Source organism: Pseudomonas sp. BF-RE-25 (assembly GCF_019956105.1).
Taxonomy (GTDB): domain Bacteria; phylum Pseudomonadota; class Gammaproteobacteria; order Pseudomonadales; family Pseudomonadaceae; genus Aquipseudomonas; species Aquipseudomonas migulae.
In genome coordinates this window covers 60,866-83,789 of sequence record NZ_JAHBDB010000003.1, presented here as the reverse complement: position 1 = coordinate 83,789, position 22,924 = coordinate 60,866, and the positions used below count along the sequence as shown (strand labels likewise).

Below are 22,924 nucleotides of genomic sequence, written 5' to 3'. Positions count from 1 at the left end.
TCCGTGAGTCAGTCGAGGGCTTGCACGCGAACCCGTGCGGTGCCGCTTTTGATCATGCCCAGTTGCTCGGCGGCCTCATGGGACAAGTCGATCAGGCGCCCGCGAGTGTGCGGCCCGCGATCATTGATGCGGACCACGCAGGATTTGTCGTTTTTCAGATTGGTGACCTTCACCCGCGTACCAAAGGGTAGTTGGCGGTGGGCAGCGGTCATGGAATTTTTGTCGAAACGTTCACCGCTGGCGGTGCGTTTGCCCTGGTGTTTGGCGCCGTAGTAGGACGCCACGCCTGTCTGGTCGTAACCGTGAGGATCGACGGCATCGGTGCTGGCGCAACCGGCCAGTAAAGACAACAGGGCGCAGGCCCCCAGTAGACGTTTCATTGTAAAGCTCCCACAAACAACTGTAGGAGCGAGCCTGCTCGCGATGGTGTGTCAGCTACATCAATGTCGACTGACACACCATCGCGAGCAAGCTTGCTCCTACAAGGATTTGAGCCAGGCGTAACATCTGGCTCCATGCTCATCAGCCTTCGAGTTTGCTTTTCAGCAGTTCGTTGACCTGTTGCGGGTTGGCCTTGCCTTTGGAGGCTTTCATGGCCTGGCCGACGAAGAAGCCGAACATCTTGCCGCGTTTGGCTTCGTCTGCCGCGCGGTATTGTTCGACCTGCTCGGCGTTGGCCGCGAGCATTTCGTCCAGCACCGCCGAGATCGCGCCGGTGTCGGTCACTTGCTTCAAGCCGCGCTTGTCGATGATCTCGTCCGCGCTGCCTTCGCCATTGGCCATCGCTTCAAACACCACTTTGGCGATCTTGCCGGAGATGGTGTTGTCCTTGATGCGCAGCAGCATGCCGCCCAGTTGCTCGGCCGAAACCGGTGACTGATCAATGTCCAGGCCTTGTTTGTTCAACAGGCTGCCCAGTTCAACCATGACCCAGTTGGCCGCCAGTTTGGCGTCGCCGCCAATGCTCGCGACTTTCTCGAAGTAATCGGCTTGCTCGCGGCTGGTGGCCAGGACGCTGGCGTCGTAGACCGACAGACCGAACTGCTCCTGGAAGCGCTCGCGTTTCTGCGGTGGCAATTCCGGCAGGGTGGCGCGCACGTCGTCGAGGAACGAGTTTTCGATGACCACCGGCAGCAGGTCCGGATCGGGGAAGTAACGGTAGTCGTTGGCTTCCTCTTTGCTGCGCATCGGACGGGTTTCGTCCTTGTTCGGGTCGTACAGGCGAGTCTGCTGGATCACCTTGCCGCCGTCTTCGATCAGTTCGATCTGACGCTGCACTTCGGTGTTGATCGCCTTCTCGATGAAGCGGAACGAGTTGACGTTCTTGATCTCGCAACGCGTGCCGAACTCGGCCTGGCCTTTCGGACGGATCGACACGTTGCAGTCGCAACGCAGCGAACCTTCGGCCATGTTGCCGTCGCAGATGCCCAGGTAGCGTACCAGCGCGTGGACAGCCTTGACGTAAGCCACGGCTTCCTTGGCGCTGCGCATGTCCGGCTCGGAAACGATTTCCAGCAGCGGCGTGCCGGCGCGGTTCAGGTCGATGCCGGTGGCACCGTTGAACTCTTCGTGCAGGCTTTTACCGGCGTCTTCTTCCAGGTGCGCGCGGGTGATGCCAACGCGTTTGACCGTACCGTCTTCAAGGGCGATGTCCAGGTGGCCCTTGCCGACAATCGGCAATTCCATCTGGCTGATCTGGTAGCCCTTGGGCAGGTCCGGATAGAAATAGTTTTTGCGGGCGAACACGTTGTGCTGGCCGATCTCGGCATCGATAGCGAGGCCGAACATCACGGCCATGCGCACCGCTTCCTGGTTCAGCACTGGCAAGACGCCAGGCATGCCGAGGTCAACCAGGCTGGCCTGGGTGTTCGGCTCGGAACCGAAAGTGGTGGAGCTACCGGAAAAGATTTTCGACCGGGTGGTGAGCTGGGTATGAATCTCCAGCCCGATCACGACTTCCCATTGCATGTGTTTCTCCTCAGAAGCCGGTTGGGGTGCGGGTGTGCCAGTCAGTGTTCAACTGATACTGATGGGCAACGTTCAACAGGCGACCTTCCTGGAAATACGGGGCGAGCAGTTGCACGCCGACCGGCAGGCCATCGACGAAACCGGCGGGCATGGACAAGCCCGGCAGGCCGGCGAGGTTGGCGGTGATGGTGTAGACGTCTTCCAGATAGGCAGCGACCGGGTCGCTGCTCTTGGCGCCAAGCTTCCAGGCCGGGTTCGGCGTGGTTGGGCCGAGGATGATGTCGACTTCATTGAAAGCCGCCATGAAGTCGTTCTTCACCAGGCGACGAATCTTCTGCGCCTTCAGGTAGTAGGCGTCGTAGTAACCGGCCGACAGCGCGTAGGCGCCGACCATGATCCGGCGCTGCACTTCTGCACCGAAACCTTCGCCACGGGAACGCTTGTACAGGTCTTCCAGGTTTTTCGGGTCTTCGCAGCGATAGCCGAAACGCACGCCGTCGAAACGCGACAGGTTGGAAGACGCTTCTGCCGGGGCGATCACGTAGTACGCAGGAATCGCGTGCTGCATGTTCGGCAGGCTGATTTCCTTGATCACGGCACCGAGCTTTTCCAGCTCCTTGATGCTGTTCTGGATCAGCTCGGCGATACGCGGGTCGAGACCGGCGCTGAAGTATTCCTTCGGCACACCGATGCGCAGGCCTTTCAGCGAATCGTTGAGGCTGGCGCTGTAATCCGGCACGGGCTCGTCGATGCTGGTGGAGTCATTGCTGTCGAAACCGGCCATGCCTTGCAGCAGGATCGCGCAGTCTTCGGCGGTGCGCGCCAGCGGGCCGCCCTGATCGAGGCTGGATGCGTAAGCGATCATGCCCCAGCGCGAAACGCGACCGTAGGTCGGTTTCAGGCCGGTGAGGTTGGTGAACGCAGCCGGCTGGCGAATCGAGCCGCCGGTGTCGGTGGCGGTCGCGGCTGGCAACAGGCGAGCGGCAACGGCCGCCGCCGAACCACCGGACGAACCGCCCGGCACGTGTTCCAGGTTCCACGGGTTTTTCACCGCGCCGTAGTAGCTCGACTCGTTGGCCGAACCCATGGCGAATTCGTCCATGTTGGTCTTGCCCAGGGTCACCGCGCCGGCGGCTGCCAGTTTGGCGACGACGGTGGCGTCGTACGGTGCCTTGAAGTTGTCGAGCATCTTCGAGCCGCAGCTGGTGCGCACGCCCTGGGTGCAGAACAGGTCTTTATGGGCGATCGGCGCGCCGAGCAGGGCGCCGCTCTCACCATTGGCACGGCGTGCGTCAGCGGCTTTCGCCTGCTGGAGCGCCAGGTCTTCGGTGAGGCTGATGAAACTGTTGAGCTGTGGATCGAGCTGGGCGATGCGCGCCAGCAGGACTTTGGTCAGCTCTTCGGAAGAAAACTTTTTATCGGCGAGTCCGCGGGCGATCTCGGCCAGAGTCAATTGATGCATTGCAGGCTCTTTCCCTTTAGTCGATGACTTTCGGAACCAGGTACAGGCCGTTTTCGACCGCTGGTGCGATGGACTGATAGGCCTCGCGATGATTGGTCTCGGTCACGACGTCTGCACGCAGGCGCTGGCTGGCTTCCAGTGGGTGGGCGAGCGGCTCGATACCGTCGGTATTGACCGCCTGCATTTCGTCGACCAGTCCCAGAATGCTGTTCAGGGCCGAAGTGATGTGTGGAAGATCGGCATCATTGAGGCCCAGACAGGCCAGATGAGCGATTTTTTCCACGTCGGAGCGTTCAAGCGTCATGGGATTCTCCAGTGGAAGGAAAACAGAACGGATGCTATCCGTGTGTTAGATTGTCGGAACACTACCGCATTTCTACGGTCATAAGGCCGCGATTGTGGGGGTTGGTGCACAGAAAAGCGGCCAATTTAACATATTGGCGCCTTGCCCAAAATCCCTGTCGTTGTTAGAGTTTGCCGCACTTTTTTACCCACGCGTTGCCTAGGGTCCCTTTCCCATGTTCAAGAAACTGCGTGGCATGTTTTCCAGCGATCTTTCCATTGACCTGGGCACTGCCAACACCCTTATTTACGTGCGCGAGCGCGGAATCGTCCTGAATGAGCCATCGGTTGTGGCTATTCGGACACACGGTAACCAGAAAAGTGTCGTTGCTGTCGGCACCGAGGCCAAGCGCATGCTCGGCCGTACGCCGGGCAACATTGCCGCCATTCGTCCGATGAAGGATGGCGTCATTGCCGACTTCAGCGTCTGCGAAAAGATGCTGCAATACTTTATCAACAAGGTTCACGAAAACAGCTTCCTGCAGCCTAGCCCTCGTGTGCTGATCTGCGTTCCGTGCAAATCCACTCAGGTTGAGCGTCGTGCCATCCGTGAATCGGCCCTTGGTGCCGGCGCACGTGAAGTGTTCCTGATCGAAGAGCCGATGGCGGCTGCGATCGGTGCCGGCCTGCCGGTTGAAGAAGCACGCGGTTCGATGGTGGTCGATATCGGTGGTGGTACCACTGAAATCGCACTGATCTCCCTGAACGGTGTGGTTTACGCCGAATCCGTACGGGTTGGCGGCGACCGCTTCGACGAAGCGATCATCACCTACGTGCGTCGCAACTACGGCAGCCTGATCGGCGAATCCACCGCCGAGCGCATCAAACAGGAAATCGGTACTGCCTACCCGGGCGGCGAAGTTCGCGAAGTCGACGTTCGCGGCCGTAACCTGGCCGAAGGCGTTCCACGTGCCTTCACCCTGAACTCCAATGAAGTGCTGGAAGCTCTGCAAGAGTCCCTGGCCACTATCGTTCAGGCTGTTAAAAGCGCACTGGAGCAATCGCCTCCGGAGCTGGCTTCCGATATCGCCGAGCGTGGCCTGGTACTGACCGGTGGTGGCGCCTTGCTGCGTGACCTCGACAAGTTGCTGGCCCAGGAAACCGGTCTGCCGGTGATCGTTGCCGAAGACCCGCTGACCTGCGTTGCTCGCGGCGGTGGCCGCGCATTGGAAATGATGGATAAACACACCATGGATCTGCTGTCGAGCGAGTGATCGCCCGATGCAACTATGCTGTTGAGCGCGCAGGCGGCACTTTGCAGTGCTGCCTGTTTGCGTTTACCTTCTGTCAGTCTGTATCCAGGCCGGTCTGCCGTATGAATAAAGAAAACATTTGCCTGGGAGGAGCGGCTTATTAAACCGCTTTTCACCAAAGGGCCTTCACTGGGCGTGCGCTTGTTGGTGCTGGTCGTGCTATCGGTCGCGCTGATGGTGGTCGATGCCCGCTTCACACTGCTCAAGCCAGTGCGTAGCCAGATGTCGCTGGTGCTGATGCAGTCTTACTGGATCACCGACCTGCCGCAGCGGCTATGGCAAGGTGTGGCCAGCCAGTTTGGCAGCCGTACCGAGCTGGTCGCCGAAAACGAAAAACTCAAGACCGAAAACCTGCTGCTGCAGGGTCGCATGCAAAAGCTTGCCGCCCTCACCGAGCAGAACGTTCGGCTGCGCGAGTTGCTCAATTCCTCCGCGCTGGTCAACGAGAAGGTCGAAGTGGCCGAGTTGATCGGCATGGACCCCAACCCCTTCACCCATCGCATCATCATCAATAAAGGTGAGCGCGACGGTGTGGTCCTCGGTCAGCCGGTGCTCGATGCCCGTGGCCTGATGGGCCAGGTGGTCGAGTTGATGCCGTACACCTCCCGTGTGCTGTTGCTCACCGACACCACCCACAGCATCCCGGTGCAAGTGAACCGTAACGGTCTGCGAGCGATTGCCAGCGGCACCGGCAACCCGGAGCGTCTGGAACTGCGTCACGTGGCCGACACGGCGGACATCAAGGAAGGTGACTTGCTGGTCAGCTCCGGTCTCGGCCAGCGATTCCCGGCGGGGTACCCGGTTGCGACGGTCAAGGAAGTGATTCACGATTCCGGCCAGCCATTTGCCATTGTTCGCGCCGTGCCGACCGCTGCCTTGAACCGTAGCCGTTACCTGTTGCTGGTGTTCAGCGATACGCGTACACCGGAAGAGCGTGCAAACGACGCCGCTCAGGCTCAGGAAAACCTCGATGCGCAAGGCGGCGGGCCAATCATTCCCGCCACCGTGCCGAAACCTGCTGCGGTGATTGCACCTGCTGCTGCCGCCGCCGTTCCAGCGACTGCACCTGCTGCGACCCCGGCCAAGCCTGCTGCCACAACCCCGGTCAAACCCGCTGCCGCACACCCTGCCGCCGCCAAGCCGCCCGCGACTGCGCCCGCCGCCAAACCACCGGCGACACAACCCGCTGTCGTGAAGCCCGCTGCCAAACCGCCTGTCTCTGCACCGGCTACCACTGGGGGAAGAGAATAATGGTCGGTGCTACCGCCTCCCGAAATGGCTGGATGATCTGGCTGACGTTCGCCATCGGCATGTTGCTCAGCGTTTCGCCGCTGCCGCAATTCATGGAAATCCTTCGCCCGCTATGGCTCGCCTTGTTGCTGGCGTTCTGGGCATTGGCCTTGCCGCACAAAGTCGGCATGGTCACCGCGTGGTGCCTGGGCCTGGCCGAAGATGTGCTTTACGGCACACTGCTGGGCCAGAACGCACTGATCCTGACGCTCATCACGTTCCTGGTGCTGTCGCTGCAACAGCGGCTGCGGATGTTCCCGATGTGGCAACAGAGCCTGGTGATCCTGGTGATCTTCGGCCTCGCGCAGCTTGTTCAGCTGTGGCTCAGCGCCCTGACCGGCAATCGTCAGCCAACGCTGGCGCTGGTCTTGCCGGCACTGGTCAGCGCGTTGCTCTGGCCGTGGATCAGCTTCGGTTTGCGCGGTCTGCGTCGACGTTACAAAATTAACTGATTCGGTCAGGCATTTGCCCACACCACGACAAGGGAGATGTCTTGATGAAACAGCTATTCCTCGCCTCAGGCTCGCCGCGTCGGCGTGAACTGCTAACGCAGATCGGCGTGCCGTTCTCCGCCATCAGCGCGGACATCGATGAAACCCCTTTGAACCATGAATCGCCGTCGGCCTATGTCGAGCGCCTTGCGCGCGGCAAGGCTGAAGCCGGGCGTGGCGCAGTCGTGTCCGACGCAGCATTCTGCGTGCTGGGCGCTGATACCGCCGTAGTGCTCAACGGCAAAATTCTCGGCAAACCGGTGGACGAAGCCGACGCGTGCGCCATGCTTATGATGTTGGCAGGACAAGAACATGAAGTGCTGACCGCCATTGCCGTGCTTGACGGTGAGCGTTGCGAGTCTCGTGTTGTGCGCAGCCTGGTGCGTTTTCGCCCTATCGATCTCAATGAAGCGGCGGCCTACTGGGCCAGCGGTGAACCGCGGGACAAGGCGGGTGGCTATGGCATTCAAGGACTGGGCGCGGTGTTTGTCGCCGGGCTCAATGGCAGCTACTCGGCGGTGGTCGGACTGCCGCTGTGCGAAACCGCTGAGCTGCTTGGCCATTTCGGCATACCCTGTTGGCAAACCCTTAACGCGCGCTGAGCGTCGTACTGACAAGATGCGGCCATTATCGTGAACATGCCTGAACGAGACCCTGCCATGAGTGAAGAGATCCTGATCAACATCACGCCGATGGAATCGCGCGTGGCGGTGGTTGAAAACGGTGTCCTGCAAGAGGTCCACGTCGAACGCACGCAAAAACGCGGTATCGTCGGCAACATCTATAAAGGCAAGGTCGTGCGGGTGTTGCCGGGCATGCAGGCGGCGTTCGTCGACATCGGTCTGGACCGCGCTGCGTTCATTCATGCCTCGGAAATTTCCCTGCGCGAAGGCCCTGCGGTCGAAAGCATCAGCTCCCTGGTCCATGAAGGCCAAAGCCTGGTCGTGCAAGTCACCAAGGACCCGATCGGTTCCAAAGGCGCACGCCTGACCACGCAACTATCAATACCTTCGCGTTATCTGGTGTACATGCCGCGTACCGCGCATGTCGGTATTTCCCTGAAGATCGAAGACGAAGCCGAGCGCGAGCGCCTCAAGCAAGTGGTCACCGATTGCGTGGCCACGGAAGGCATCAAGGAAGCCGGTGGTTTCATTCTGCGTACCGCCGCCGAAGGCGCCGGGGCCGATGAGATCCTCATGGACATCCGCTACCTGCGCAGGCTCTGGGATCAGATCAACGAGCAGATCAAAACCATCAGCGCGCCGAGTGTGATCTACGAAGACCTTGGCCTGGCACTGCGCACCTTGCGCGACCTGGTCAGCCCGAAGATCGAGAAGATCCGCATCGACTCCCGGGAAACCTTCCAGAAAACCACGCAGTTCGTGGCCGAACTGATGCCGGAAATCGCTGATCGCCTGGAGCATTATCCGGGTGAGCGGCCGATCTTCGACCTGTACGGCGTCGAAGACGAAATCCAGAAGGCCCTCGAACGCAAAGTCCCGCTGAAGTCCGGCGGTTACCTGGTGGTGGACCCGGCGGAAGCCATGAGCACCATCGACGTCAACACCGGGGCGTTCGTCGGTCATCGCAACCTTGAAGAAACCATCTTCAAGACCAACCTCGAAGCTGCGACCGCCATTGCTCGCCAGCTGCGCCTGCGCAACCTGGGCGGGATCATCATCATCGACTTCATCGACATGGAAGACGAAGAGCATCAGCGTCAGGTGCTGCGCACGCTGGAGAAACAACTGGAGCGCGACCACGCCAAGACCAACATTATCGGCATCACTGAGTTGGGCCTGGTGCAGATGACCCGCAAGCGCACCCGCGAAAGTCTCGAACAAGTACTGTGCGAGCCGTGCAACAGTTGCCAGGGGCGCGGCAAGCTCAAGACACCGGAAACGGTCTGCTACGAAATTTTCCGCGAAATCCTCCGTGAGGCTCGCGCCTATCAAGCGGAAGGCTATCGTGTATTGGCGAACCAGAAAGTCGTCGACCGCTTGCTCGATGAAGAGTCGGGCAACGTCGCCGAGCTGGAAGGATTTATCGGACGCACCATTCGGTTCCAGGTGGAAACCATGTATTCCCAGGAACAATACGACGTGGTGCTGCTCTGAATCGCTGTGTTTCAACCCGACTAGAACAGCTGGCCTCAGCTTTTTGCAGTAATTTTGCCATGGGAGCCAACTGACATGGACCGTCTGACACGCATTTTGGCCGCACTGACCCGCTGGGGTCTGGGCCTGTGCGCGTTGGCTTTGGTGATGATGGCGCTTTACGTCAGTCTCGGTCGCGAGCTGGCGCCGCTGGTGGCCGAGTACCGGGCCGAAGTCGAAACCAAAGCCGGTGCAGCCCTGGGCATGCCGCTGCATATCGGTGAGCTGGAAGGCAACTGGAGTGGCTTCGCGCCGATTCTGCTGGCTCACGACGTGATGGTCGGCGAGGGCGCCAATGCCCTGCGTCTGGATCAGGTGCGCGCGGTGCCGGACCTCTGGGCCAGCCTGGCGGCCCGCGAAGTGCGCATCGCTCATCTGGAACTCAACGGTCTGAAGATCAGCCTCAAGGAAGGCGAGGACGGTCATTGGGCGCTGGAAGGCTTGCCGGTGCAGCAGGATCAGCCGCTGGATCCGGAACAACTGCTCAATCGCATGCAGATGGTCCAGCAGTTGTCGGTGCTCGACAGCCAAGTGACCTTGCAGCCCCTGGATCACCCGCCGCTGACCTTGACCTACGTTGGCCTGAATCTGAAAACCGGCGTCTCCCGGCAGCGACTCGACGCACGGTTGACCCTGCCCGACGGCCAGCCGGTCGCCATGAGCGTGCGCACCCGCATTCACGCCAGCCAGTGGCAGGACGGTGCAGCGGATGCGTACCTGAGCCTGCCGCAAAGCGACTGGTCGAAATGGCTGCCCGAGCGCGTGACCCGGCAATGGAACTTCTCCGAAATCAAGGCCGGTGGCGAACTCTGGGTCAACTGGGATAAGGGCGCTCTGCAAAGCGCCGCAATCCGCTTGAACGCGCCGCAACTCAAGGGTGCGTACGCCGAGCGCAAGCCGATCCAGATCAACAACCTGGCGCTCAACAGCTATTTCCAGCGCAGTGCAGCAGGCCTTCTGGTGACTGTGGACTCCCTGTCCATGAACCTGGGCGAAACCCGCTGGGAATCGCACCTGCAACTCAAACAGAGCCTGGCCACCGACACGACCGAAGAGCTCTGGCATCTGCAAGCCGACCGCCTCGACCTCACCCCGCTGACTCCGCTGCTGAATGCCTTGGGGCCATTGCCCGAAGGCCTCGCCACCGCCGTCGAGCGGCTCAAGGTGACGGGTGGTTTGCGTAATGTGCTGGTCGACATCCGGCCCAACGCCACCGACGACAGCAAGGTCAGTTTTGCCGCCAACCTCGACCGGGTCGGCTTTGATGCCTATCACGGCGCCCCGGCAGCGCGGAATGTCAGCGGCAGCATCAGCGGTGATCTGGGTCACGGCGAACTGCGCATGGACAGCAAGGATTTTTCCCTGCACCTGGACCCGATTTTCGCCAAGCCATGGCAATACATTCAGGCCAACGCCCGTTTGACCTGGAAGCTCGACAAAGAAGGTTTCACCCTGATCGCGCCGTACCTGAAGGTGCTGGGCGAAGAGGGCAAGATTGCCGGCGACTTCCTGATCCGCCTGCATTTCGATCACACCCAGGAAGACTACATGGACCTGCGGGTCGGCCTGGTGGAGGGCGATGGCAAGTACACCGCCAAGTACCTGCCCGAAGTGCTCAGCCCGGCGCTGGACGAATGGTTGCGTACGGCGATTCTCAAGGGCGCGGTGGACGAGGGCTTCTTCCAGTATCAAGGCTCGCTGAACCATGACGCCGCCGACACCGCGCGCAGCATCAGCCTGTTCTTCAAAGTGCACGATGCCGAGCTGGCGTTCCAGCCGGGCTGGCCGCATGTCAGCAAGGTCACTGGCGACGTGTTTATCGAAGACAGTGGCGTGCGGATTCTGGCCAGCAAAGGCCAGTTGCTCGACACACAAGTCAGCGATATTTACGTCAATATTCCCCACGCGCCCGCCGGGCAAAACCCTCACCTGTTGCTCGATGGCGCTTTCGCTGGCGGGTTGGGCGATGGCCTGAAAATTCTCCAGGAAGCGCCGATCGGCACCGCCGCCACCTTCGCCGGATGGGAAGGCGAGGGAGAGCTGAAGGGCAAGCTGAATCTGGATATTCCGCTGGCCAAAGGCGAACAGCCGAATATCCTCGTTGACTTCAAGACCGCCAAGGCGCGCTTGAAACTGGCGGAGCCAGTCCTTGAGCTGACTCAGTTGAAGGGTGATTTCCGCTTCGACAGCACCAAAGGCTTGAGTGGGCAGAACATCACCGCTCGTGCCTTTGACAAACCGGTCACCGCACAGATTTTCGCCGATGGCAGTCCAGGCGACATCAAGACGCGCGTCACCGCTTCCGGCCAGGTCGAGGTCAAAAAGCTGACTGACTGGCTGAGTGTCACGCAGCCGTTGCCAGTCTCTGGTTTGATCCCGTATCAGTTGCAACTCAACCTGGATGGCGCAGACAGCCAGTTGATGGTCAATTCCAGCCTCAAAGGCGTGGCCGTCGATTTGCCGGCGCCGTTCGGCATGGCGGCCGACGTGGGGCGTGACACGACGTTCCGCATGACCCTGCAAGGGCCGGAACGGCGTTACTGGGTCAAGTACGGCGAATTGGCCAGCTTCACGTTTGCAGCGCCGGCCGGCAGTTTTGCCGACGGTCGCGGTGAACTGTTCCTCGGTGGTGGCGATGCCGTATTGCCAGGCGGCAAAGGCCTGCGGGTGCGCGGCGTGCTGTCGGAGCTGGATGTCGGCCCGTGGAAGGATCTGGTGGACAAGTATGCCGGCCAGGATCCGGGCGGCAGCGCCAAGCAGTTGCTCAGCGGCGCGGATTTCAAGGTCGGCAAGCTCAGCGGCATCGGTACCACGCTTGATCAGGCCTCGGTGCAGCTGAACCGCAAGCCGAGTGCGTGGGCCCTGCAACTCGACAGCCAACAGGTCAAGGGCACCGCCGGTATCCCCGATGCGAAAGCCGCACCGATTGCGATCAATCTGCAATACGTGCGTTTGCCGGCACCGGACCCAACGGTTTTGGCCGATGAAAATTCGCCGGATCCATTGGCCTCCGTGGATCCGACGAAGATCCCGGCGCTGGATATCACCATCAATCAACTGTTCCAGGGGCAGGACCTGGTCGGGGGTTGGTCGTTGAAAGTGCGTCCGACCGCCAAAGGCATCGCGCTCAATACGCTGGATCTGGGCCTCAAGGGCCTTCTGTTGCAGGGCAGTGGCGGTTGGGAAGGCGCGCCTGGTGCTTCCACCAGTTGGTACAAGGGCCGGGTCAGCGGCAAAAATCTGGCGGATGTGCTGAAAGGCTGGGGCTTTGCGCCCAGTGTCACCAGCGAAGAGTTTCATATGGATGTCGACGGTCGCTGGCCCGGTTCACCGGCCTGGCTGGCCACCAAGCGCTTCTCCGGGACGCTTGATGCGTCGCTGAATAAAGGCCAGTTCGTTGAAGTCGAGGGTGGCGCTCAGGCGTTGCGGGTATTTGGCCTGCTCAACTTCAACTCCATCGGCCGGCGCTTGCGGCTGGACTTCTCCGATCTGTTTGGCAAAGGCTTGAGTTACGACCGGGTCAAAGGCCTGCTGGTCGGAACCAACGGCGTTTACGTGACCCGTGAGCCGATTCTGCTGACCGGTCCGTCGAGCAATGTCGAGCTCAATGGCACGCTGGACCTGGTGGGTGATCAGATCGATGCGAAACTGCTGGTGACCTTGCCGGTTACCAACAACCTGCCGATTGCCGCGCTGATTGTCGGTGCCCCGGCCATCGGTGGGGCGCTGTTCCTGATCGACAAGCTGATCGGTGACCGCGTGGCACGTTTCGCCAGCGTGAAGTACACCGTCAAAGGCCCGTGGAAAGAGCCGAAAATTACCTTCGACAAACCTTTTTGACGCGAGCCGATGGAGTAGCATGGCCGTAGAGAAATTTGACTGTAGGAGCGAGCCTGCTCGCGAAGGACGTCAACGATAACGCGTACATTCTGGATAAACGCGTCGTCATTAAGTCCATCGCGAGCAGGCTCGCTCCTACAGGGAATCTGTCGATTTCGGTATAGGAAAGCACCATGTCTTTTGCGGTGATTCAAATGGTCAGCCAGAGCGACGTGCTGGCCAATCTGGCCCAGGCCCGTCGGCTGCTCGAACAAGCGGCCGTCGGGGGCGCAAAGCTTGCCGTGCTGCCGGAAAACTTTGCCGCCATGGGCCGACGCGACATCGCTGACATCGGCCGCGCCGAAGCGTTGGGCGAAGGTCCGATCCTGCCCTGGTTGAAACAGACCGCCCGCGACCTCAAGTTATGGATTGTGGCCGGCACATTGCCGTTGCCGCCGGCGGATCAGCCAGCGGCGAAAGTGCATGCCTGCTCGCTGCTGGTCAATGATCAGGGCGAGACAGTGGCACGCTACGACAAGCTGCATTTGTTCGACGTGGACGTGGCGGACAACCGTGGTCGGTATCGTGAGTCCGATGACTATGCTTATGGCAGTGACGTGGTGGTCGTGGACACGCCCGTCGGTCGAGTCGGCCTGACGGTCTGTTACGACCTGCGCTTCCCGGAGTTGTACAGCGAATTACGCGCTGCCGGGGCGGAGTTGATTACCGCGCCGTCAGCTTTTACCGCAGTGACCGGCGCGGCGCATTGGGATGTGCTGATTCGTGCGCGGGCCATCGAGACCCAGTGTTACGTGCTCGCGGCTGCCCAGGGTGGAACGCATCCGGGGCCGCGAGAAACCTGGGGGCATGCCGCAATTGTCGACCCGTGGGGTCGAGTGCTGGCGCAACAGGATCAAGGCGAGGCCGTGCTGCTGGCCGAACGCGATAGCAGCGAACAGGCGTCCATCCGGGCGCGGATGCCGGTGTCCAGTCACCGGCGCTTTTTCTCGCAGGGCGCCCGGCGACCTGCCTCAGAACGATGAATTTAAGGCGTAAAGCATATGAGCGAGTTGTTGTCCTCAGTCAGTGAACACCTCTTGGCGCCCGGCGGCGTCACCATCGAAAGCCTGCAAGGTGTGCTCGGCGATCTGGCCGGCCCGGGCATCGATGCCGCCGACCTGTATTTCCAGGGGCAGATTTCCGAGTCCTGGGCGCTGGAAGACGGCATCGTCAAGGAAGGCAGTTTCAACCTTGACCAGGGCGTTGGCGTGCGCGCGCAATCGGGTGAGAAAACCGGTTTTGCCTACAGCAATGCCATTACCCTCGAAGCCCTTGGCGCTGCGGCCCGTGCTGCGCGCTCGATCTCCCGCGCCGGGCAGAACGGCACGGTGCAGGCCTTCACCACTCAGGACGTCGCCCAGTTGTACGGGCCGGACAACCCGCTGGAAGTGATGACCCGCGCCGAGAAAGTCGAACTGCTCAAACGCATCGACGTCGCCACCCGCGCCCTCGATCCGCGTATTCAGCAAGTCACGGTGAGCATGGCCGGCGTTTGGGAGCGCATTCTTGTCGCTTCGACCGACGGCAGCCTGGCGGCGGATGTGCGGCCGCTGGTGCGCTTCAACGTCAGCGTGATCGTCGAGCAGAACGGTCGCCGCGAGCGCGGTGGTCATGGTGGCGGCGGGCGTACCGATTACCGTTATTTCCTCGCCGAAGACCGCGCCATGGGCTACGCCCGTGAAGCGTTGCGTCAGGCACTGGTCAATCTTGAAGCCATTCCGGCACCGGCCGGTACGTTGCCGGTGGTGTTGGGGTCGGGCTGGTCCGGTGTGCTGTTGCACGAAGCAGTCGGCCACGGTCTGGAAGGTGATTTCAACCGCAAGGGCAGCTCCGCTTACAGTGGCCGTATGGGCGAGATGGTTGCGTCCAAGCTCTGCACCATCGTCGATGACGGCACGCTGGCCGGTCGTCGCGGTTCGTTGAGCGTCGACGATGAAGGCACCCCGACCGAATGCACCACGCTGATCGAAAACGGCGTACTCAAAGGCTACATGCAGGACAAGCTCAACGCGCGCCTGATGGGTGTCGCCCGCACCGGCAACGGTCGCCGTGAATCCTACGCGCACCTGCCAATGCCACGCATGACCAATACCTACATGCTGGCGGGCGAAAGCGATCCGGCGGAAATCATCGCCTCGGTGAAGCGCGGCATCTACTGCGCCAACCTTGGCGGCGGTCAGGTGGACATCACCAGCGGCAAGTTCGTGTTCTCCACCAGCGAGGCGTACCTGATCGAAGACGGCAAGATTACGGCGCCGGTCAAAGGCGCGACGTTGATCGGCAACGGGCCTGAAGCGATGAGCAAGGTGTCGATGGTCGGTAATGACCTGTCGCTGGACAGCGGCGTGGGCACGTGCGGCAAGGATGGGCAGTCGGTGCCGGTGGGTGTCGGCCAGCCAACGCTGAAAATCGATGCGATCACTGTGGGTGGTACAGGATCGTAAGGGATGGAGCTTCGGGTGAGCCGCGTGGCGACTCACCCGAGAAGAGATTTAACGCAGACCGCGTTGAGTCTCGTCCAGCTCACGGATGTACTTGAAGATTTTACGGCTCGATGCCGGTGGCTTGTTGGTCGCCAGTTCGTGCTGGGCCTGACGGATCAGGGAGCGCAACTGCTGACGATCAGCCTCCGGGTAGTCGAGCACGAACTTCTCCAGGACTGCATCGTCGCCCGCGATCAAGCGATCGCGCCAGCGTTCCAGGCCATGGAAACGTTCGTTGTACTGCCGGGTGGAGGCATCGAGTTGATCGAGCAAAGTCAGAATGGCGTCAGTGTCCTGATCGCGCATCAGTTTGCCGATGAACATAAGGTGCCGTTTACGCGCGATATTCGCGGTGTGCTTGGGCGCATCGCCCAGAGCCCGGCGCAGAGCGTCGGTCAACGGGAGTTTTGCCAGCAAGTCAGGCTTGAGCGTTGTAAGGCGTTCGCCGAGGTCAACCAGAGCATGCAGCTCGCGTTTAACCTGGGATTTGCTTTTTTCTCCCGTATCGAGGGAGTCGTCGTAAGAATCAACCATGGTGGCCGTCCGCAAAGAAACGCCGCCATGATAACCAGTCGGGGGCCGCTTGTCCGGCCCGGTCGCTCGAAGGCCTTTACCGAAAGCAGAATTTGAGTGGAGAACAGCATGAGTGCAGTTGAAAGCGTCGGCCCACAAGCGTTGCCGGCACTGCAAGAACAAGTCGAGCAGATCATCGCTGAAGCCAAGCGTCAGGGCGCCAGTGCCTGTGAAGTGGCGGTGTCCCTGGAGCAGGGCCTGTCCACATCGGTGCGTCAGCGCGAGGTCGAAACCGTCGAATTCAACCGCGATCAGGGCTTTGGCATCACCTTGTACGTCGGGCAGCGCAAGGGCTCGGCCAGCACGTCGGCCAGCGGTCCTGAAGCGATTCGTGAAACCGTCGCTGCGGCGCTGGCCATCGCTAAACACACCTCCGAAGACGAAGCCGCCGGCCTGGCGGATGCCGCGCTGATGGCCAAGGATCTGCAGGATTTCGACCTGTTCCATCAATGGGACATCACACCGGAACAAGCCATCGAGATGGCCCTGAGCTGTGAAGCTGCGGCATTTGCCACCGACAGCCGGATCAAGAACGCCGACGGCACCACCCTCAGCACGCATCAGGGCTGCCGCGTTTACGGCAACAGCCACGGTTTTATCGGCGGCTATGCATCGACTCGTCATAGCTTGAGCTGCGTCATGATCGCCGAAGCCGACGGCCAGATGCAGCGTGATTACTGGTACGACGTCAATCGCCAGGGCAACTTGCTGGCCGACCCGGCGAGCATCGGCCAGCGTGCCGCGCAGCGGGCGGCAAGCCGACTGGGCGCGCGTCCGGTGCCGACTTGTGAAGTGCCGGTATTGTTTTCCGCTGAACTGGCCGGTGGCTTGTTCGGCAGTTTCCTTTCGGCGATTTCCGGCGGCAGTCTGTATCGCAAATCGTCGTTCCTTGAAGGCACGCTGGGTCAGAAGCTGTTCCCGGAATGGCTGACCATCGATGAGCGTCCGCATTTGATGCGTGCAATGGGCAGTTCGGCGTTCGACGGCGATGGCCTGGCGACCTACGCCAAACCGTTCGTCGAAAAAGGCGAGTTGGTGTCCTACATCCTCGGCACCTATTCCGGTCGCAAGCTCGGCATGCCGAGCACGGCCAACGCCGGCGGCGTGCACAACCTGTTCGTCACCCATGGCGATGAAGATCAGGCTGCGTTGCTGCGCCGCATGGGTCGCGGCTTGCTGGTCACCGAGCTGATGGGCCAGGGCCTGAACATGGTCACGGGCGATTACTCCCGTGGCGCGGCGGGTTATTGGGTCGAGAATGGCGAAATCCAGTTTGCCGTCCAGGAAGTGACCATCGCCGGCAACATGCGCGACATGTTCAAACAGATCGTTGCGGTGGGTAACGACCTGGAATTGCGCAGCAACATTCGCACGGGTTCTGTGCTGATCGAGCGGATGACAGTCGCAGGCAGCTAACCCGCGACCGCTACACAAAAGGCGCGCCACCCAATGGGTGGCGCGCCTTTTTTATTGGGCTGGCATCGTCCCTTGTAGGAGCGAGCCTGCTCGCGATGGTGTGTCAGTCGACATCAATGTTGCTGACACACCATCGCGAGCAGGCTCGCTCCTACATTGCCGGGGTTGTTTTGGTTCTCATTATCATCTAATAATAAATCTCATTACCGAATGAGCCCCGGATCATGAGTTCTGCCTTGCACGAGCAGCCTTACCTCGAAAGCTGGCGCTGGATGAGTCGCCAGATCCGTTGCGGGATGGACCCTGACGAGCCGCGCCTGATCGAACACTACCTGGCCGAAGGCCGGTATCTGGCGTGTTGCACGGCGACTTCACCCTGGACCATCGCTGAAACCTCTTTCCGTTTATTGCTCGACACCGCCGCCGACGTCGCGCTGCCTTGGCACTGGCGAACCTATTGCCTGGACCAGGCATGGCGCCCGTTACGCGAACTCGAACGCCTCTCCCTCTGCAAGTGCCGCCTCAAGCGCTGGCAAAGCTACACCTGGCAACTGGCGACCTGCGAGTTGCAGCCTTCGATTCCTCTCATAGAACTGGTGCAAGGATTTTCTGATGACCAAGACACGTATTGAGCGCGACAGCATGGGCGAGCTCCAAGTCCCGGTGGACGCCCTCTACGGCGCACAGACCCAGCGTGCGGTGAATAACTTCCCGATCAGCGGCAAGCCGATGCCCGTGCAGTTCATTCGCGCGCTGATCCTGGCCAAGGCCGCCGCCGCCCGCGCCAACGTCGAACTCAAGCAGATCAGCGAATCCCAGGGCAATGCCATCGTCGAAGCGGCGTTGGGTTTGCTCAAGGACGACTTCATGCAGCACTTCCCGGTGGATATCTTCCAGACCGGTTCCGGCACCAGTTCCAACATGAACGCCAACGAAGTGATTGCCACGCTGGCGAGCCGACTGCTTGGCGAGCCGGTGAACCCCAACGATCACGTCAACTGCGGGCAGAGCAGCAACGACATCATCCCGACCACCATCCACGTCAGCGCTGCGCTGGCATTGCATGAGCAATTGCTGCCGGCATTGGTGCGCTTGGTGCAGGTGATCGAGCAAAAGGCTGAGGAGGTTCACCACCACGTCAAAACCGGTCGCACTCACTTGATGGATGCGATGCCGGTGCGCATGAGCCAGGTGCTCAACGGTTGGGCGCAACAGCTCAAAGCCAACATCGGCCACCTGCAGGATCTGCTGCCTAGCCTGCAATCCCTGGCTCAGGGTGGCACGGCGGTGGGCACCGGTATCAATGCGCACCCTGAATTTGCCGGGCTTTTCAGCCAGCAGTTGAGCAAGTTGACTCAGGTGCAATTCACGCCGGGCACCGATCTGTTTGCACTGATCGGCTCCCAGGACACTGCCGTTGCGATCTCCGGGCAACTGAAAACCACCGCTGTCTCGCTGATGAAAATCGCCAACGACCTGCGCTGGATGAACTCCGGCCCGCTGGCCGGCCTCGGTGAAATCGAACTCGAAGCCTTGCAGCCGGGCTCGTCGATCATGCCCGGCAAGGTCAACCCGGTGATCCCGGAAGCCACCGCGATGGTCGCCGCCCAGGTGATCGGCAATGACACGGTGATCACCATCGCCGGTCAGTCGGGCAATTTCGAGCTGAACGTGATGCTGCCGATCATCGCCCAGAACCTGCTGAGCAGCATCGAATTGCTGGCCAACTCCAGCCACCTCTTGGGTGAAAAGGCTATCGCCAGTTTCAAGGTCAACGAAGCCAGGCTCAAGGAAGCGCTGTCGCGCAACCCGATTCTGGTCACGGCACTCAACCCGATCATTGGTTACCAAAAAGCTGCGGAGATCGCCAAGAAGGCTTATCAGCAGGGCCGGCCGGTGATCGATGTCGCTCTGGAGCACACCGAACTGTCGCGCAGCCAACTGGAAGAGTTGCTCAATCCGGAAAAGCTCACCGCAGGCGGCGTGTAATCACCGCAACCGCTTTGGAGGCTCACCATGGAGCACTGGAAACGCACGATCGAAAGGGCAAACCGTTGTTTCATGCTGGGCGAATACGTCGATGCCCGCGAGGCTTACTTGCAGGCATTGGCCCTGGCCCAGGTGTTGTTCGAGCGCTGGGCGGATGCCGACGAAGCGGTGGCGGCCTGCGTCATTTCCCATCACAACCTCGCGGACCTGCATTTGCGTCTGAACCAGCCGGAGGAGAGCGCCGAATACCTGTGCGCCATCCACCAGCGCTTGTTGAAGACCATGCAGGACCCGCGACTGGCGCCCGCATTGCGTGAAGCCGCACTGCGTCAGAGCAGCAAAACCTACGTCGAACTGCTGAATTTCATCAGCGAGCATGGCGAATACCCGCGCACTCATCGTTTGCTGCACGTCGATGCCGCGTCGCCCCCTGCGCCTCTACATCACGGAGTCCACTGAAATGGCTTTTAGCTTGCCTGCCTTGCCATACGCCTACGATGCCCTGGAACCGCACATCGATGCGCAGACCATGGAAATCCACTACACCAAGCACCACCAGACTTACATCAACAACCTCAACGCTGCCGTCGAAGGCACCGAGTTCGCCGAGTGGCCGGTGGAAAAACTGGTGGCAGCAGTCCAGCAACTGCCGGAAAAGCTCCGCGCGGCGGTGATCAATCAGGGCGGCGGTCACGCCAACCACTCGCTGTTCTGGGAAGTGATGGTGCCCAACGGCGGCGGTCAGCCGGACGGTGAATTGGCCAAGGCCATCGAAGACCAGTTGGGCGGTCTCGACCGTTTCAAGGAGGCCTTCACCAAAGCCGCGCTGACCCGTTTCGGCAGTGGCTGGGCCTGGCTGAGTGTGACGCCGCAAAAGACGTTGGTCGTTGAAAGCAGCGGCAACCAGGACAGTCCTTTGATGAACGGCAATACGCCGATTCTGGGGCTGGATGTCTGGGAGCATGCCTATTACCTGCAGTATCAAAACCGCCGGCCGGAATACATCAACGCTTTTTACAACGTGATCAATTGGCCCGAAGTCGCTGCGCGCTATCAGGCTGCACTGGTTTAAGTCTTCTATAAAAACAATCCTGGGCGGACTATGGGCACTGAAACACTGGCGATCGGAAGTGGACGAATGTTTCGTTACGCGTTTGGGTCGCTGTTACTACTGGCGGGCATGAGCCTGTTGGTTGCGCATGGGCTCGCGTGGCTGGATCTTGAGCCAAAACTGCTGCGTGCGTTGCAGGGCGGGGCCATTTGCGCCTTGGGCACGGCTTTGGGCGCGGTGCCGGTGCTGGTGATTCGACGCATGCCCCGGGCGGTCAGCGATACGTTGCTCGGCTTCGGTGCCGGGGTGATGCTCGCGGCGACGGCGTTTTCGCTGATCGTTCCGGGCATTGCCGCCGCTGAAAGCCTGGGGCTGACACCTTGGGCGGCCAGCGGTCTGATCAGTTTCGGCATCATGCTTGGCGCATTCGGGCTGTATCTGGTGGATCGAAAGGTCTCAGGTGCTTCGCCGGAAATGCTCGTCGGCACGCTGGAGCGGCCGGTCATTCCGCCACGGATCTGGTTGTTCGTGTTTGCCATCATTGCCCACAACATTCCCGAAGGCATGGCGGTCGGTGTCTCGGCGGGAGGCGGCATGCCCGACGCCGACAGCCTGGCCATGGGCATCGCCTTGCAGGATGTGCCGGAAGGATTGGTCATTGCGTTGGTGTTGGCCGGGGCAGGGATGTCGCGGGTCAAGGCGTTCCTGATCGGGGCGGCATCAGGCTTGGTCGAGCCGGTCTTCGCGCTGTTGTGTGCCTGGCTGGTGAGCCTGGCCGAATTGCTGTTGCCGTTGGGCCTGGCGCTCGCGGCCGGGGCCATGTTGCTGGTGGTCACGCACGAAGTCATCCCCGAGTCGCGACGCCATGGTCACGACAAGCTGGCCAGCCTTGGGCTGCTGATCGGGTTTTGTTTGATGATGGTGATGGATACAGCGCTCGCCTAGGCGAGCGTTATTCGCCTTCGTCGAAGTAGCGGTTGATCAAGTCTGTCAGCGCATCCAGCGCTTTTTGCTCGTTTTCGCCTTCGGTGCTGATATAGATTTTGGTGCCTTTACCCGCAGCGAGCATCATCATTGCCATGATGCTTTTGCCGTCGACCGTTGATTCCGGCGTTCGTCCGACTCTGATCGTGCAGTCTTTGAACTCGCCGGCGACACCAACGAATTTGGCGGAAGCGCGGGCATGCAGGCCCAGCTTGTTGATGATTTCGATTTCCAGAGCAGGCATCGCGATGTGAATCCTTTAGCTGAGGTCGCGGTGGCGGACCTGGACGTTCTTCAGGGTTTTTTGCAGGGCCTGACCCAGACGTTCGGTCAGATAGACGGAGCGGTGATGCCCGCCGGTGCAGCCGATGGCAATGGTGACATAAGCGCGGTTGCTGGCGGCAAAGCGCGGTAGCCATTTGAGCAGGTACGTGGAAATGTCCTGGAACATCTCTTCGACGTCCGGCTGGGCGGCCAGGTACGTGGCAACCGGTTCATCAAGCCCGGACTGATCGCGTAGCTCAGGCTTCCAATAGGGGTTCGGCAGGCAACGCACGTCGAACACCAGGTCGGCGTCCACCGGCATGCCGCGCTTGAATCCGAACGACTCCACCAAAAACGCGGTACCGGGTTCTGGCTGGTTCAGCAGGCGCAACTTGATGGTATCGCGCAGCTGGTACAGGTTCAGGTTGGTGGTGATGACCTTGAGATCGGCGAGATCGGCAATCGGCCCGAGCAGGCTGGTTTCGTCGTTGATCGCCTCGGCCAGCGAGCGATTGGCGCTGCTCAGCGGGTGACGACGGCGAGTTTCCGAAAAACGCTTCAGCAAGGTTTCTTCGTCGGCGTCCAGGTACAGGACGTCGCACTGGATATGTCGGCTGCGAACTTCTTCGAGCAGTTCCGGAAACCGGCTCAGGTGGCTCGGCAGGTTGCGCGCGTCAATGGACACGGCAACCAGCGGTTGCGCCAGTTCGGTGTGGATCAGCGCGCGTTCAGCCAGTTCCGGCAACAACCCGGCGGGCAGGTTGTCGATGCAGTAATACCCGTTGTCCTCGAGAACATCGAGCGCGGTGCTTTTACCTGAGCCGGAACGGCCACTGACGATGATCAAGCGCATGATTAGTGCCCGTTTTGCTCGTCCAGGACAACCTGATACAAGGCTTCATTGCTCGGGGCGCTACGCAGGCGATCGCGGACTTCCTTGCGATCGAGCATGCTGGCGATCTGGCGGAGCAATTCAAGGTGCGCATCGGTAGCGGCTTCGGGGACCAGCAGGACAAACAGCAGGTCAACCGGAGCACCGTCGATGGCGTCGAAATCGATGGGGGCGTCCAGGTGCATCAAGGCGCTGATGGGCGAGGTGCAACCTTTCAGCCGGCAGTGAGGGATAGCGATGCCGTTACCAAAACCGGTCGAGCCGAGTTTTTCACGGGCAATCAACGCCTCGAAGACATCTTGCATCTCCAGATCCGGCACTTCCCGGGCGATCAGGTTGGCAATTTGCTCGAGGGCTTTCTTTTTGCTGCCGCCCGGCACGTTCACGAGGGAACGGCCGGGGGTCAGGATGCTTTCAAGTCGGATCATGGG

22 protein-coding genes are annotated in these 22,924 nt (G+C 60.7%); 14 read left to right on the top strand and 8 right to left on the bottom strand.

Annotated elements, in window-relative coordinates; all coding sequences use genetic code 11:
• Positions 1 to 8: 8 nt before the first annotated feature.
• The 4 genes from KGB24_RS01695 to gatC all read right to left on the bottom strand — a co-directional run bounded on the left by KGB24_RS01695 (position 9) and on the right by gatC (position 3,734).
• Positions 9 to 380 carry a septal ring lytic transglycosylase RlpA family protein gene (locus tag KGB24_RS01695; protein WP_008026869.1) on the bottom strand — a complete coding sequence of 124 codons (372 nt, stop codon included), beginning with the start codon at positions 378 to 380 and terminating at the stop codon, positions 9 to 11.
• A 142-nt stretch (positions 381 to 522) separates the two neighbouring features.
• Complete coding sequence (gatB, locus tag KGB24_RS01690; RefSeq protein WP_008026871.1) at positions 523 to 1,968, bottom strand: Asp-tRNA(Asn)/Glu-tRNA(Gln) amidotransferase subunit GatB; 1,446 nt, start codon at positions 1,966 to 1,968, stop codon at positions 523 to 525.
• A 10-nt stretch (positions 1,969 to 1,978) separates the two neighbouring features.
• Entirely contained in the window at positions 1,979 to 3,430 is a 1,452-nt protein-coding gene (gatA, locus tag KGB24_RS01685) for an Asp-tRNA(Asn)/Glu-tRNA(Gln) amidotransferase subunit GatA (RefSeq protein ID WP_008026874.1), read from the bottom strand.
• Positions 3,431 to 3,446: 16 nt separating this feature from the next.
• Positions 3,447 to 3,734: an Asp-tRNA(Asn)/Glu-tRNA(Gln) amidotransferase subunit GatC gene (gene gatC, locus KGB24_RS01680; protein WP_008026876.1), complete on the bottom strand. Its 288-nt coding sequence runs from the start codon at positions 3,732 to 3,734 to the stop codon at positions 3,447 to 3,449.
• A 214-nt stretch (positions 3,735 to 3,948) separates the two neighbouring features.
• Between gatC and mreB the strand changes: the two genes are divergently transcribed.
• The 8 genes from mreB (at position 3,949) to tldD (ending at position 15,285) form a co-directional block, all read left to right on the top strand.
• Positions 3,949 to 4,986: a rod shape-determining protein MreB gene (gene mreB, locus KGB24_RS01675; RefSeq protein WP_002555108.1), complete on the top strand. Its 1,038-nt coding sequence runs from the start codon at positions 3,949 to 3,951 to the stop codon at positions 4,984 to 4,986.
• Positions 4,987 to 5,124: 138 nt separating this feature from the next.
• Positions 5,125 to 6,276 carry a rod shape-determining protein MreC gene (mreC, locus tag KGB24_RS01670; RefSeq protein ID WP_081500181.1) on the top strand — a complete coding sequence of 384 codons (1,152 nt, stop codon included), beginning with the start codon at positions 5,125 to 5,127 and terminating at the stop codon, positions 6,274 to 6,276.
• On the top strand, positions 6,276 to 6,767 hold the full coding sequence (gene mreD / locus KGB24_RS01665) for a rod shape-determining protein MreD (RefSeq protein ID WP_223415133.1): 492 nt from the start codon (positions 6,276 to 6,278) through the stop codon (positions 6,765 to 6,767). The genes mreC and mreD overlap by 1 nt, the downstream gene beginning before the upstream one ends.
• A gap of 44 nt (positions 6,768 to 6,811) precedes the next feature.
• Positions 6,812 to 7,408 (top strand): Maf family protein, encoded by a 597-nt coding sequence (locus tag KGB24_RS01660; RefSeq protein ID WP_223415132.1) that lies wholly within the window; start codon positions 6,812 to 6,814, stop codon positions 7,406 to 7,408.
• Positions 7,409 to 7,465: 57 nt separating this feature from the next.
• Positions 7,466 to 8,923, top strand: a complete 1,458-nt coding sequence (gene rng, locus KGB24_RS01655) for a ribonuclease G (protein ID WP_008026884.1) — start codon at positions 7,466 to 7,468, stop codon at positions 8,921 to 8,923.
• A gap of 75 nt (positions 8,924 to 8,998) precedes the next feature.
• Positions 8,999 to 12,802, top strand: a complete 3,804-nt coding sequence (locus tag KGB24_RS01650) for a YhdP family protein (RefSeq protein WP_223415131.1) — start codon at positions 8,999 to 9,001, stop codon at positions 12,800 to 12,802.
• Between the two features lie 173 nt (positions 12,803 to 12,975).
• Positions 12,976 to 13,824, top strand: a complete 849-nt coding sequence (locus tag KGB24_RS01645) for a carbon-nitrogen hydrolase family protein (RefSeq protein ID WP_223415130.1) — start codon at positions 12,976 to 12,978, stop codon at positions 13,822 to 13,824.
• 18 nt (positions 13,825 to 13,842) lie between these two features.
• Positions 13,843 to 15,285 (top strand): metalloprotease TldD, encoded by a 1,443-nt coding sequence (tldD, locus tag KGB24_RS01640; RefSeq protein WP_223415129.1) that lies wholly within the window; start codon positions 13,843 to 13,845, stop codon positions 15,283 to 15,285.
• Positions 15,286 to 15,333: 48 nt separating this feature from the next.
• Here tldD and yjgA read toward each other — a convergent pair whose 3' ends face one another.
• Positions 15,334 to 15,858, bottom strand: a complete 525-nt coding sequence (gene yjgA / locus KGB24_RS01635) for a ribosome biogenesis factor YjgA (RefSeq protein ID WP_008026892.1) — start codon at positions 15,856 to 15,858, stop codon at positions 15,334 to 15,336.
• Between the two features lie 108 nt (positions 15,859 to 15,966).
• On the opposite strand from yjgA, the gene pmbA reads away from it, so the two are divergent.
• From pmbA to KGB24_RS01605, 6 genes are all read left to right on the top strand, one after another.
• Entirely contained in the window at positions 15,967 to 17,313 is a 1,347-nt protein-coding gene (gene pmbA, locus KGB24_RS01630; RefSeq protein WP_008026894.1) for a metalloprotease PmbA, read from the top strand.
• A 224-nt stretch (positions 17,314 to 17,537) separates the two neighbouring features.
• A complete protein-coding gene (locus tag KGB24_RS01625; protein ID WP_192417381.1) occupies positions 17,538 to 17,945 on the top strand; it encodes a FagA protein in 408 nt (135 codons plus the stop codon).
• Entirely contained in the window at positions 17,926 to 19,302 is a 1,377-nt protein-coding gene (locus KGB24_RS01620; protein WP_223415019.1) for a class II fumarate hydratase, read from the top strand. The genes KGB24_RS01625 and KGB24_RS01620 overlap by 20 nt, the downstream gene beginning before the upstream one ends.
• A gap of 27 nt (positions 19,303 to 19,329) precedes the next feature.
• Positions 19,330 to 19,761: a hypothetical protein gene (locus KGB24_RS01615; protein WP_008026901.1), complete on the top strand. Its 432-nt coding sequence runs from the start codon at positions 19,330 to 19,332 to the stop codon at positions 19,759 to 19,761.
• 1 nt (position 19,762) lies between these two features.
• The gene (locus KGB24_RS01610; RefSeq protein ID WP_008026904.1) at positions 19,763 to 20,374 is read left to right on the top strand and encodes a superoxide dismutase; all 612 of its coding nucleotides are present in this window, start codon (positions 19,763 to 19,765) and stop codon (positions 20,372 to 20,374) included.
• Positions 20,375 to 20,404: 30 nt separating this feature from the next.
• Entirely contained in the window at positions 20,405 to 21,298 is an 894-nt protein-coding gene (locus tag KGB24_RS01605; protein WP_223415021.1) for a ZIP family metal transporter, read from the top strand.
• Positions 21,299 to 21,305: 7 nt separating this feature from the next.
• Here KGB24_RS01605 and KGB24_RS01600 read toward each other — a convergent pair whose 3' ends face one another.
• The 3 genes from KGB24_RS01600 to ptsN are packed head-to-tail and all read right to left on the bottom strand — an operon-like array spanning position 21,306 to position 22,921.
• Entirely contained in the window at positions 21,306 to 21,581 is a 276-nt protein-coding gene (locus KGB24_RS01600) for an HPr family phosphocarrier protein (protein WP_008026909.1), read from the bottom strand.
• A 15-nt stretch (positions 21,582 to 21,596) separates the two neighbouring features.
• The gene (gene rapZ / locus KGB24_RS01595; RefSeq protein ID WP_008026911.1) at positions 21,597 to 22,454 is read right to left on the bottom strand and encodes an RNase adapter RapZ; all 858 of its coding nucleotides are present in this window, start codon (positions 22,452 to 22,454) and stop codon (positions 21,597 to 21,599) included.
• A 2-nt stretch (positions 22,455 to 22,456) separates the two neighbouring features.
• On the bottom strand, positions 22,457 to 22,921 hold the full coding sequence (ptsN, locus tag KGB24_RS01590; RefSeq protein WP_008026914.1) for a PTS IIA-like nitrogen regulatory protein PtsN: 465 nt from the start codon (positions 22,919 to 22,921) through the stop codon (positions 22,457 to 22,459).
• Positions 22,922 to 22,924: the final 3 nt, after the last annotated feature.

What these genes read in the sequence shown, in the direction of transcription:
- KGB24_RS01620 (WP_223415019.1), top strand. Translation starts at nt 17,926, where the DNA reads ATGACCAAGACACGTATTGAGCGCGACAGCATGGGCGAGCTCCAAGTC.
- tldD (WP_223415129.1), top strand. Translation starts at nt 13,843, where the DNA reads ATGAGCGAGTTGTTGTCCTCAGTCAGTGAACACCTCTTGGCGCCCGGC.
- KGB24_RS01600 (WP_008026909.1), bottom strand. Translation starts at nt 21,581, where the DNA reads ATGCCTGCTCTGGAAATCGAAATCATCAACAAGCTGGGCCTGCATGCC.
- KGB24_RS01610 (WP_008026904.1), top strand. Translation starts at nt 19,763, where the DNA reads ATGGCTTTTAGCTTGCCTGCCTTGCCATACGCCTACGATGCCCTGGAA.
- KGB24_RS01615 (WP_008026901.1), top strand. Translation starts at nt 19,330, where the DNA reads ATGGAGCACTGGAAACGCACGATCGAAAGGGCAAACCGTTGTTTCATG.
- mreB (WP_002555108.1), top strand. Translation starts at nt 3,949, where the DNA reads ATGTTCAAGAAACTGCGTGGCATGTTTTCCAGCGATCTTTCCATTGAC.
- KGB24_RS01605 (WP_223415021.1), top strand. Translation starts at nt 20,405, where the DNA reads ATGGGCACTGAAACACTGGCGATCGGAAGTGGACGAATGTTTCGTTAC.
- gatA (WP_008026874.1), bottom strand. Translation starts at nt 3,430, where the DNA reads ATGCATCAATTGACTCTGGCCGAGATCGCCCGCGGACTCGCCGATAAA.
- KGB24_RS01650 (WP_223415131.1), top strand. Translation starts at nt 8,999, where the DNA reads ATGGACCGTCTGACACGCATTTTGGCCGCACTGACCCGCTGGGGTCTG.
- gatC (WP_008026876.1), bottom strand. Translation starts at nt 3,734, where the DNA reads ATGACGCTTGAACGCTCCGACGTGGAAAAAATCGCTCATCTGGCCTGT.
- mreD (WP_223415133.1), top strand. Translation starts at nt 6,276, where the DNA reads ATGGTCGGTGCTACCGCCTCCCGAAATGGCTGGATGATCTGGCTGACG.
- rapZ (WP_008026911.1), bottom strand. Translation starts at nt 22,454, where the DNA reads ATGCGCTTGATCATCGTCAGTGGCCGTTCCGGCTCAGGTAAAAGCACC.
- ptsN (WP_008026914.1), bottom strand. Translation starts at nt 22,921, where the DNA reads ATGATCCGACTTGAAAGCATCCTGACCCCCGGCCGTTCCCTCGTGAAC.
- gatB (WP_008026871.1), bottom strand. Translation starts at nt 1,968, where the DNA reads ATGCAATGGGAAGTCGTGATCGGGCTGGAGATTCATACCCAGCTCACC.
- KGB24_RS01695 (WP_008026869.1), bottom strand. Translation starts at nt 380, where the DNA reads ATGAAACGTCTACTGGGGGCCTGCGCCCTGTTGTCTTTACTGGCCGGT.
- KGB24_RS01645 (WP_223415130.1), top strand. Translation starts at nt 12,976, where the DNA reads ATGTCTTTTGCGGTGATTCAAATGGTCAGCCAGAGCGACGTGCTGGCC.
- yjgA (WP_008026892.1), bottom strand. Translation starts at nt 15,858, where the DNA reads ATGGTTGATTCTTACGACGACTCCCTCGATACGGGAGAAAAAAGCAAA.
- rng (WP_008026884.1), top strand. Translation starts at nt 7,466, where the DNA reads ATGAGTGAAGAGATCCTGATCAACATCACGCCGATGGAATCGCGCGTG.
- pmbA (WP_008026894.1), top strand. Translation starts at nt 15,967, where the DNA reads ATGAGTGCAGTTGAAAGCGTCGGCCCACAAGCGTTGCCGGCACTGCAA.
- KGB24_RS01625 (WP_192417381.1), top strand. Translation starts at nt 17,538, where the DNA reads ATGAGTTCTGCCTTGCACGAGCAGCCTTACCTCGAAAGCTGGCGCTGG.
- KGB24_RS01660 (WP_223415132.1), top strand. Translation starts at nt 6,812, where the DNA reads ATGAAACAGCTATTCCTCGCCTCAGGCTCGCCGCGTCGGCGTGAACTG.